This is a genomic window from Okeania sp. (assembly GCF_983059655.1).
Genome location: NZ_CEZPJD010000203.1, coordinates 1 through 11,055, shown reverse-complemented (window position 1 = coordinate 11,055; position 11,055 = coordinate 1). Strand labels below are relative to the sequence as shown.

Sequence of the window (11,055 nt, the reverse complement as noted above, 5' to 3'; positions counted from 1 at the left end):
ATAGATACAGTAATATACCCCTCTTTTGTGAGTTATTAGATTAGAAAGGTTAGTTGTCTCTAGAGTGTTCGACAGTTTGTAGTAGGGCTTTAGCCCTATCTATACCTATTGCTCAAACTTTACTAAGAAGCTCTAATTACAGCACTGTCAGCTATCGGTGAGGTACACATCTAGCGGGCAAGATGCCCGCACTACAAGAATTTTACCATTTATCCCTTGTAGATCGTTTGCCCGAAATATGCTGTATAACTATTCAATCGGACTAAATTTTTCAAACTGGCTAACATCAAAAATTAACTGGCACAACCTATCCGTTTTTATTTGCCGATAAACTTCAGACTGCGGAAATAATAACCAGTTTCAACAGAAAATTAACAAACTAAGAATCTATGCAAGAAGTTATTTCTCATCGTCTTCCACGACGCCATGATAATATTTTACAAGTAGCTAAAAGCTATTATCAACTAACAAAACCTAGAATTATTCTACTGCTACTGATTACAACTGCAGCCGGAATGTGGTTGGGAGCAAAAGGAGAAGTTTCTCCCCTTCTATTATTCGTGACATTAATAGGTGGTGCATTAGCTTCTGGTGCAGCTAACACTATCAACTGTATCTATGACAGCGATATTGACTATATTATGGAGCGCACTCGCTGGCGTCCCATTCCCTCCGGTAGAGTCAAACCCCGCGATGCTCTAATTTTTGCATTTGCTTTGGCGGCTACATCCTTTACTTTGCTCACAGTATTTGCTAATTTACTAGCAGCACTACTAGCAATGTCTGGAATAGTTTTCTACGTTGGTATTTACACCCACTGGCTAAAACGTCATAGCGTACAAAATATTGTAATTGGCGGTGCTGCGGGTGCTATTCCTCCATTAGTAGGTTGGGCTGCTGTTACAGGTGAATTGAGTTGGGCAGCTTGGTTACTTTTTGCAATTATAGTTATTTGGACTCCCCCTCATTTTTGGGCTTTGGCAATCTATATTCGCGATGAATATAAGGAAGTGGGTGTGCCAATGTTACCTGTAATTGAAGGAAATGAGGAAACGGCTAAACAGATTTGGGTTTATAGTCTGATTTTGATTCCGATGACGTTGTTGTTGGTTTATCCATTGCACGCGAGTGGAGCAGTTTATGCAGTATTAGCAACTTTGCTCGGTGGAGTCTTTCTTAAGAAAGCTTGGCTATTATTAAAAGAGCCTTCTAATAGAGATGTGGCGCGATCGCTGTTTAAGTATTCCATCTACTACATGATGTTGTTGTGTTTAGTAATGGTGATTGACAGTTTACCTTTTACTCGTGGAATTACTACTGCTGTTGCGGATAATTTTCAGACTTTGATTAGTAGTGCTATGGCAATTGTATCCTAGTGTTAATTAAATAATAAAATCTTGTTTGAGGTAGGCGTTTTGCCTGCCTTTTTGTTTGACAATTTGTAGTTTTACAAATATAAAAAATTATGGTATGTGGAAAATTAATAAAGTTTCATTTGGGTACTATTAAAGTTTGTTGTTCCCGTTCAGCAGCATAGCAAAGACAAGCTAAAATATCCTGTTTTGTTAAATAGGGAAAATCTTCTAATAATTCTTCATAAGTCATCCCCCCAGCTAGATAAGAAAGTACATCGTAGACAGTTATTCTCATGCCTCGAATACAAGGTTTTCCACTACGTTTTCCTGGCTCGATAGTAATAATATTTTGTTCTGACATATTTAGTTGATAAATTTAGTTGATTAGATTATTATTGTAATTCTTAATTATTTAATATTAGGGAGTATTATTCGGAATCTAAATACCTGGACAGAATTAATTGTGCATTTTTGATTACTGTGTCATAGAGCTATCAAAGAATCAACAATCAATTTATATACAAATAATTTTGTCTACTTACTTATTCCCTCCCACATTTCAGAAAGGGGAATGCGTTGTCCAGATTTTGCTTCTTGCAATGCTCTCCTAAGACTAGCTTTTATTTCTTCAACTGGAGTATCATCTGGATCGGGTTCAATTTCTTCTGTTACTTCGGGAAAGAGTAGGATAACTCGTACTTTTCCTGAAATTGAATTTTCAATGGGGTGATCGAGGAATAATTGCCCTTTTTCATCGAGAGTTCCTGTTACTTCAATGGCTTTCATGTGTGTTATTTTTATAGTAGTTTAGGTGAATTACATTACAGTTTATCAGTAAAAATAGAGTCAGTATTTATCTACCAATTTTCATCATAAATTATAGTTAGTTTCCCACTATGGAATTACTACTGCTGCTCTTGCTATAGTGGATAATTTGCCAACCTTTTTCAGGAGCGATCGCTACTATAAGCTTCTGACAGTGCAGCAGTATCTTCAAACATTTTATAAGAAGTTATTAGTCCATTTTTGCTGGTACAAACTAGAGCATATTCACACTTAAAAATTCGCTCTGTTTTTTTAACTCGATGCTGCATATAACCATGGGCAAAAATATAATTATCTACAGCGACTAATTTATAAATTTCAAAAGCTTCAGTATTAAAAAGCTCGCCGAGAATAGAAAGAAATTCGACAACGCCTTTTTTGCCAATAAATTTACCATAAATAGGAACAGTATTTGGTCCTTGTGCTTCAAAAACCACGTCTTCAGCAACTAAACTTAAAGCGCGATCAAGGTCCTTATCTTTTAAAGCTGCGAAAAATTTAGCTACAGGATTATCCATAATAAATTCCAATAAATAGAGTTATTTTAATAGTTTACAATATGCTTTGCTGAACTCAACCTAACTATTATCTACAAGTTTTGTAATAACCATTGACGAAACTCACGAAGTAAAGCATTTTCTCCTTTTTCTCCTCGTCTAGTGAGAAAGTTTAAAATAACTGATTTGGATAAAATTGGCAAAACATTTGACTTTTCTTGCTCCTGATAATTGCCATTTTGCAAACAATAAATAAATAACTTTTCCCCATCAAATCTCCATATTTCTCCGATACCTAAAGCAGCATAAATTGTTAAACGATCTAAGGAACTACTGGTAATATCAATCTCAATTGCTAGGTCTGGAGGTGGATCTATATTAAAGTAAAATTTAATTTTACCTCGTACTAATGCTTCATTGGTGATGTAATAACATTCATCTGGTTCAATTCCTTTTTGCAAATCTTCTCGACTTAATGTTGTTGAACCAAGACTTGATATTTCTAACCCTAATACTTCTGTAGTTGTTTGTACCAGTCGTCCTAAAAAGTCTTTATTAATTTCATGTTCTGGCAAGGGAGTCATAATTTCTAATGCACCTTTGTCATAGGTCAATTTTTTGCTAGGATTTTCTGCTAAATCTAACAATAACGCTTGATAAGTTTCCCATCTGACTCCAGTTAATACTGTTTTGTTTTCTGGTTTAAATAAAGTTTTAGTCATGGCGTTATATTATCTTCAAATACTTATAATTTGGGGAAAGTAAAGCAGAAGGCAGAAAGCAGGAGGGAATAAAAGGTTAAAAGGATAATGGTTTTTTTATAACTGATTATCCGGATATGATATTAGTAGTGACTTAATTTAAAATAATATCATCATCAAATAGGAAGAAAGCAAAATTATGTCTGATGTTACAGTCAAAGATTTAGAAATAGTACAAAAAACTCTTTCACAAGCAGGTTTAGACTATCAATTAGAATTAGAAGACGGAAAAATATCAGTCATGGGACCTTCAGATATTGTATCCAGTGAAATTACTGCAGAATTGTTGAGACTTTTAGGTAACTGGGTTAAGCCTCGTCGTTTGGGACGTTTATTTGATTCTAGTGGTGGTTTTATTTTACCTGATAGTAATCTCAAGGCACCAGATGTATCTTTTGTAAGTGCAGAACTTTTGCCACGGAGTGTTCGTTATTTTGGGGAAATTATGCCTGAGTTAGTAGTAGAAATAAAATCTCAAAGCGACAGGATAAAATCTCTACAAAAAAAGTTGGAAAAGTATATACAACTAGGAGCAAAAGTAGGAATTTTAATCGATCCAGACGAAGAAATAGTAACAGTTTATCGCCCCACAGGTAAAACTATTAAACTTACTAATAATGACATATTGAGTATTCCCGAATTATTTCCTGGTTGGGAGATATCAATTTCAGAACTATGGCCACCAATATTTGATGAGTCAGAGTAATATTAAATTTCAAAAAAGGTAATACTCATAAATCTGTAATTTCTGTCTGCTGCCTGAAACTTGAAAACTATCATCAAAGTTCAACCTTTTTCACACCTTTTTTAGATACTTTGATTTTTTGATTTTTTCCCGGTTAAGTATTCTTTTTTAGCTTCTGATATAATTAATAATTATAGTAAAGCTAAAAGTAAAATAATTTATCTAAATTATGCCACCAACTAAATTCTTTCCTTATGACCTAGTTCCTCCAGATAAGTTTGTCGGTAGAACATCTGAACTCTACACAATTTTTGACCAAATTAATAATCGCGGTCATGCAGCTATTTATGGTAGTTATGGCATGGGTAAATCATCTTTACTTAACTATATAAAATCTCCTAATTTTTGGGAAGAAAAAGGGTTGAATTTTTCAGAGGCTTTGATTGTTTACTACATCTGCGAGGCTCCATTTACACCAAAGAGTTTTTGGCAAGAAGTCTTAAAAGAGTTAAGAAATGAAGCTGAGGGTGATTCAGATTTACAGAGTCAGATTGATGAGCTACTAAAAGCAGAAACAATAGAAATAAGAGATATACGGAAGATACTTAGACATATTGGGAAAAAAGATAAATTTTTATTATTACTATTAGATGACTATCATGTAATACTTAGTACACCAGAAAATTATATTAATAACCTGGATAAATCTAAAGAAATACAAACTTTTTTAAGTGGGTTGCGTAATCTAGCAGTTCATAGTACAGAAGGTCAATATTTCTCAACTGTTGTTGCTGCATTCCAAAAATTGGATGAGTTAGGCCCTGAGATTCCTCGTGGTGGTTCTCCTTGGTATAATCATTATCTATATGTAGATTTAAAACCTTTTAGTCAGGAGGATATTGATAGATATTTTTTTGATCCTAATGAAATTTTTTGTATTTCAATTCCTGAAAATATTCAGAAAGAAAAAGTGTTAGAAATTACTGGTAAATATCCTATATTACTTCAACACGCAGGTTATATATTTTCTAAATTGGAGCAAGATATTAATATTAGTACTTTTAAAGCAAAATTTAAAAATCAAACTGAACAAATATTCAAGGATATATGGAGAGATTTGACTGCGGATGAACAAAACCTTTTACTGCGGATTGTAATTGATAACTTAAATGGAGAGGTAAGTGGAAAGAGTTATTCTGTTGATGATATAGATAAAGTATTTGATAGAAATAGATATACGCTGACAAATTTGCAGCAAAAAGGTGTTATCTATAAGAACCCAGAGCAGGACAAATATAATTTTTCTTCTTCTTTAATGGAAGATTTAGTTGTTCAGGAATTTTCTGAAAAGATTTCAGACCCTCGGGAAGAGAAAATATTGTTTGAAAAATTTGGTATAAAATTTACTGAAAAACAAGCAAATAAAGTTAAAAAGAATGTACCTTCTATTATAAAAATTGGAGGAGCTATTATTAAAATTATATCAGGAATTAACCCTTTCAATAAATCAGAAGAACAACAGTAGTGCAAACCTAATCAAATATAGTTATTAAAATGCAAAAAACAATGGTTTTGATTAAAAATCCTTACACTATTGGTCGCCCAATATCTGCTCCAGAATACTTATATGGACGTGAAACAATTGTAAGCTTTATTCAAGAGCAACTTACTTCTAGGGCAAAGGTAATTATATTACATGGACAAAGACGTATTGGCATGACTTCCTGCATGAATTATATTTCTCGGTATGTTGGTGTAGATGGGTTTGTTTTTATTCCACTTTCTCTAGAGGATAAACATCATTATTCTTTGGATGAAATATTGTATGACTTTGCTAGGGATATAATTGATTGGTTGGGAATATCAAGAAACACCATAACTATTCCTAGTCAGGAGGATATAAAAGCAAAGCCACGACGATTTGTCAGATTTTTTTTAAAACAGATTTACGATAGCTTAAAGGGGAAAAGTGTAGTTCTACTCTTAGATGAGTTTGATGTTCTATGGGATGATAGTTGTACAGAAATCAACCCGTTTATCAACTTCTTAATTTCACTAATTAATAGAGAAAAAAAATTATTTATTATTCTGTTTTTAGGAATACGAGAAAATACCCTAGAATCTATTAGTGATTTGTTTAGTAGAGAATTACCCCGCCAAGAATTGGGATTACTGAATAAGTCTGACACTGAAAATTTAATTACTGAGGTCGCTAAGGGAATTATGGAATATGAACCTGAAGCAATTGAGGAAATTTTGGAATTGGCAGGCGGACATCCTTACTATACTCAATTACTATGTTTTAATTTATTTCAACAGGCTAGAAATCTTAACCGATGGAATGTAACTCGTCAGGATGTAGAAGCAATTATAGATGAATCTTTAGCAAAAGGTGAAGCGGCTTTTGTATCTTCTCTAGAAATTTTCTCTGCGAGAGAAAAATTAATCCTATCTGCAGTAGCTGAAGCTCAAAAAATAGCTACAAAATCCTCTGAATCAAATATTATGAGTCCATTAGTGATATTAGAAAGGCATCATGGAAAGCTTACAAAAAAAATGAAAGAAGAATTAACTAGAGCAGCAGAAAATTTAGTTGATTTGGGATTTTTAAACAAAATAGGGGAACAAGATTTAGGAAAAAGGATAATTCCTATTTATCAAGTAAAAGTTGAATTATTTCGGCTTTGGTTATTAAAGCGACATTCATTAGAAACAGAAATAAACATAATAGATGAATTATTTCCTCAAAAATTCTGGCTCCAGCAAATTTGGGATGCTGGCCTTTTTAATTGGGGGCGATCGCATACTAATTAAACAACCGAAAATATTAGTTTTATCAAGTTATAATTTGTCGTGCATATACTTGCTAACTGTCGCTTAATTGGCCTCTCAGTGTAAAGTAGCGAATATTCTGGAAGTTATGTATGCTGTAGAAAAGTAATTTGAATTTTTTGAGGAAGGCGAAGGGAATGAAGGGTTTGGGTATGAGGGGGGAATCACCTGTAGTGTTAATTTGTTACATTGATCGGGACTTACGCAAATTCACTTTGAAAACGCCATTTGTAGGGACGTTTTGCTCCGCAACTTATGAAGCGGAGCTTTGCGGAACGCAAATGGCATTTACCCTCGCTAGACTTAGTGTTCGTGTGTAAGTCCTGTTGATATTACTAATGATGTATTTGATAAATGCTATATCAATACAGATGAGGTGCATCAGTTTTTGATTTTAGGGAATACTGAAGCGCCGGAATAACGAAACAAGGAATATAGAATAATACTGTATCTTATTGAGATGAAAACCGCCATATTAGTGTAACTTATAGTCTCTAAATTTTTATAATAAATTCTTTATTTTTAATGAATACAAACAATTATAATTCAGCAATAAATCCTTATATTTTTGGTAAGCCAATCGATAAAAAAAAACAGTTATATGGAAGAGAAAAAACTATTGAACAAATCAAATCTAATTTAATAAACAATAAACAAATAACTTTGTTAGAAGTCCAGAGACGTATTGGTAAAAGTTCATTGCTCAAATGTTTGCCTCAATTTATGACTGGATATAAAAGTAATTTTAAGTTTGTTAATTTTTCATTTCAAGGTGAACAACATTATGAAATCCCTAAAATACTAGATCATCTTGCTGAGAAGATTATTGAAGATATTGGTGGAATTCCTGAAGAAGTAAAAAAATTAGCAAATAATCTAGATACTTTTTTTGGAGAATTTTTACCAAAGATTATTAACACATATTTATCAGGTGAAAAAGTAGTTTTTCTCCTAGATGAATTTGATGTTTTAGGAGAAGATGAAGAAACATATTCTCAAGGAAAAGGAAAAGACTTATTTGATAACTTAAAAAAAGCTGTTGAACGGGAAAATAGACTTTTTGCTATCCTAGTTTTTGGGAAGCCAGTAAAAAAAATCAACTATCTAGAAAGTTTCTGGAAACAAGACCCAGAAAAATCAATAATAAGAGTTACAGAACTTGATAAGAAGAGTACAGAAAAGCTGATTCGTGAACCAGCTGAAGGACAACTAGAATATGAACCAGAGGCTATTGATGCTATTTGGAAACTTTTAAAAGGGCATCCTTCTTTAACACAACTACTATGCAAATCTATTTTTGAATATTGCGACCTCAATAAAATAAACAGAGTAACTTCTCACCATGTAAGCTTAAGTCAAAAGAATGTAATGACAAGAGGAGGGGGAGTATTAAAAGGCTTCCTAATTGCTTTAAATGAACCTGAACAGTTATTTTTGAAAGCAGTAGCAGAAGCACAAGAAATAGGTATCATAGACCCACTAAAGATTATAAAACAAACTAAGAAAAGACAAAATCTTGCTTTAATAAATGCAGGAAAACTTTTAGTGGAATATGGCTTTTTGGAAAAATATGGCAGAGGTTATAAAATAAAAGTTGAATTAGTCCGTATTTGGCTACTGAAAAACCATCCCTTACTTGACGAAAAGGAGAGGAAAAGAAGAAAAACTGTTATGTCTAAAACACCCACAAATCCACCCAACAGACCTCCTTCAATTGAACAATTTGTTGGTTTTCTTGCTATTGTTATCACTGTAGGTACTTTAGGATTGTTTGTATTTTCTAGGATTCTTATCTCGGAAAATCCTAGACGTACCGAATCAGAATGTTTCAACCTATCACAGCAAATCAACAAAGCTTTAGGAGACACAAGAAAGCAATCGGAAGTCATCGAAAAAGTTAGATCTGAATGGTCTAGAGAAAAAGAAAGTTTAGACAAACAATGCCCATATTCTGATTATGAATTGGATGCAAAATATAATACCGTACTGCACTACTATGGGCGAACTCAAGTGGATGCTGGAAAATTCGATCTAGGTATAGAAGCGTTTTGTGAAATTACCAGTGAATATCAGGATTTTCCTAAGATTAAAACAATCTTTAAAAGATGGGTGCTAATTGATAACAGATTGTCTGATGAAAACACAATAAGGGTGCTTGAAAAAATAATTGAACAAAATCAATCAGGAAATGATTGCCTTGCTTATTCATTCAAGAATGATAGAAATAAAGATGAACTGTATGACCAAAAAGCTCAAGTTCATACCGAAGCTGGTCAGTTTATCCAAGCGGTTGAGTCATATTGTAAAATTACAAATAACTATTATAATAAAGAGTCTGTTGTCAAAAAGTTAGAAAAATGGGTTTCTGATGAGTATTATCAAGATGGTTTAACACTGAATGATACATATAGAGTAGAGGAAAAACTCAAAGAATTAAAAAATCAATGTTCAGTATTTCCTCTCTCACTAGATAATTAATTAATATTCCTCTCTGGAATTTTCCCAAAAACCATCGCTGCCTTCTAACTCTTCTTTAGGTGTTACTCTAATTCCTTGCCTTGGTACTCTGACTATTTTTTCCAATGGCTTTCCTTCTTGAGACAAAGCTCTTTCCTTTCTAATTATTTTGTCAAATAAGTATAAGGTAAACCCAATTAATATCCAGATTATTAAACTGAGGAAAAGAGTAAAAATAAAAACAATTAACCATCCTGACATTTGCCACAATAATCGCTCCACGAAATTATAAGTTTCCTTATATACTTCAGTGCGGTTTAGGCTAAAAGATACAGCCAAAGTACCCCAGCATCCACAAAAGAGATGAACAGGAATAGCTCCTACTGGATCGTCAATTTTCAGAAGTTTTAAAAATACGTTACCTACAACAACAATGACTCCACTAACAGCACCTATGAAAATGGCAATAGGAACATCTACATAAGCAGCAGAAGCAGTTATTCCAACTAAGCCTCCTAATATACCATTAATTAGTGATGAAAGATCTGGTTTTCCTGTCTCTGAATTGTTGCCAAATAGTTCATACCAAAAAGCAGTAAATGGTGTAGCTAATGTAGAAAAAATCCCGCCAGTTGCCGCTGCCATAATAGTAGTTACGATAATATGACCTACTTCTGTGAGATCGGTTGTTGAACCACCATTAAAACCTAACCAACCCAACCAGAGTATCAGACATCCAAGGGTAGCAGATGTCAAATTGCTTGGATAATAAGGTTGCTCCCGAAACTTACGAGAAAGTACTTCTGACTCTTCATCCTCTTCTAAATCTTCCTGGGCATTGTATTCAAAGTAACCCCATCTAGGTTTAAGTAAAAAAGCACCCACTAAAGCAGCAGTTCCTCCCACAGTATGAACAACAGTAGAACCTGCAAAATCTATAAAATTAAATGCTTGTTTGAGCCAACCATATTCTGACCATACCCAATGACCAACAATAGGGTATAAAAATCCTACCAAGATAAAACTAAACCAGAAAAATGCCCAAAACCTAATCCTTTCTGCTACTGCTCCAGAAACAATAGTAGCTGCGGTTCCAGCAAATGCTAATTGAAAGAAAAATAGAGAAGCTATGGAACGGTTGGGAAACTGACGCTCCAGACAAAAAAATTTATTTTTAGGAAAACCTAGTGGATTATCTTCTTTTGGCAGTAGAATAAATTGTGACTTTGGCTCGAACTGATTATATTCAGTTCCTGGAGAAAAATGCCCCCAAAGAGTTTCTATTTTCTGGTCATTTTGATTAACATTTTTAGTGCAAGGATAATTTGGATTATCCCCAAACATCAAACCAAAACCAAACATCCAAAAGGCGATCGCTGCCACACAAAAAACAATTAAGTTTTTCGCCAAGACATTAATAGAGTTATTGCTGCGACATAAACCTGCTTCCAAAAGAGCAAAACCAGCATTCATAAAAAATACTAGAGCGCCAGCTAATAACAGCCAGATATTGTCTACTGCTGCAAAATCATTACTGCCATCATTAGCTAAAGCTCTTTGGCAACTTATCAAAACTACGATAGTTGCTAAAAATAAACATACATACCTAAAACGTGAGAACCAGTTTTTATTAGTCATTTCAT

At 33.5% G+C, this 11,055-nt stretch carries 10 protein-coding genes; 5 read left to right on the top strand and 5 right to left on the bottom strand.

Annotation, left to right across the window (positions count from 1 at the left end; translation table 11 throughout):
• Positions 1–389: 389 nt before the first annotated feature.
• Positions 390–1,376, top strand: a complete 987-nt coding sequence (locus AC3DU7_RS13455) for a heme o synthase (protein ID WP_488039849.1) — start codon at positions 390–392, stop codon at positions 1,374–1,376.
• A gap of 115 nt (positions 1,377–1,491) precedes the next feature.
• Here AC3DU7_RS13455 and AC3DU7_RS13450 read toward each other — a convergent pair whose 3' ends face one another.
• From AC3DU7_RS13450 to AC3DU7_RS13435, 4 genes are all read right to left on the bottom strand, one after another.
• Positions 1,492–1,716, bottom strand: coding sequence for a DUF433 domain-containing protein (locus tag AC3DU7_RS13450; protein ID WP_488039848.1), 225 nt, complete (start codon positions 1,714–1,716; stop codon positions 1,492–1,494).
• 173 nt (positions 1,717–1,889) lie between these two features.
• Positions 1,890–2,141 carry a type II toxin-antitoxin system RelN family antitoxin gene (locus tag AC3DU7_RS13445; protein WP_488039847.1) on the bottom strand — a complete coding sequence of 84 codons (252 nt, stop codon included), beginning with the start codon at positions 2,139–2,141 and terminating at the stop codon, positions 1,890–1,892.
• A gap of 161 nt (positions 2,142–2,302) precedes the next feature.
• Positions 2,303–2,698 (bottom strand): nuclear transport factor 2 family protein, encoded by a 396-nt coding sequence (locus AC3DU7_RS13440; RefSeq protein WP_488039846.1) that lies wholly within the window; start codon positions 2,696–2,698, stop codon positions 2,303–2,305.
• Positions 2,699–2,769: 71 nt separating this feature from the next.
• On the bottom strand, positions 2,770–3,399 hold the full coding sequence (locus AC3DU7_RS13435) for a Uma2 family endonuclease (protein WP_488039845.1): 630 nt from the start codon (positions 3,397–3,399) through the stop codon (positions 2,770–2,772).
• Between the two features lie 178 nt (positions 3,400–3,577).
• Between AC3DU7_RS13435 and AC3DU7_RS13430 the strand changes: the two genes are divergently transcribed.
• The 4 genes from AC3DU7_RS13430 (at position 3,578) to AC3DU7_RS13415 (ending at position 9,433) form a co-directional block, all read left to right on the top strand.
• A complete protein-coding gene (locus AC3DU7_RS13430; protein ID WP_488039844.1) occupies positions 3,578–4,144 on the top strand; it encodes a Uma2 family endonuclease in 567 nt (188 codons plus the stop codon).
• A gap of 208 nt (positions 4,145–4,352) precedes the next feature.
• Positions 4,353–5,648, top strand: coding sequence for an ATP-binding protein (locus AC3DU7_RS13425; RefSeq protein WP_488039843.1), 1,296 nt, complete (start codon positions 4,353–4,355; stop codon positions 5,646–5,648).
• 29 nt (positions 5,649–5,677) lie between these two features.
• The gene (locus AC3DU7_RS13420; protein ID WP_488039842.1) at positions 5,678–6,937 is read left to right on the top strand and encodes an ATP-binding protein; all 1,260 of its coding nucleotides are present in this window, start codon (positions 5,678–5,680) and stop codon (positions 6,935–6,937) included.
• Positions 6,938–7,480: 543 nt separating this feature from the next.
• Complete coding sequence (locus AC3DU7_RS13415) at positions 7,481–9,433, top strand: ATP-binding protein (RefSeq protein ID WP_488039841.1); 1,953 nt, start codon at positions 7,481–7,483, stop codon at positions 9,431–9,433.
• On the opposite strand, the gene AC3DU7_RS13410 is transcribed toward AC3DU7_RS13415, so the two are convergent.
• A partial coding sequence (locus AC3DU7_RS13410; RefSeq protein ID WP_488039840.1) for an ammonium transporter occupies positions 9,434–11,055 on the bottom strand: 1,622 nt, incomplete at its 5' end. It lies immediately after the preceding gene.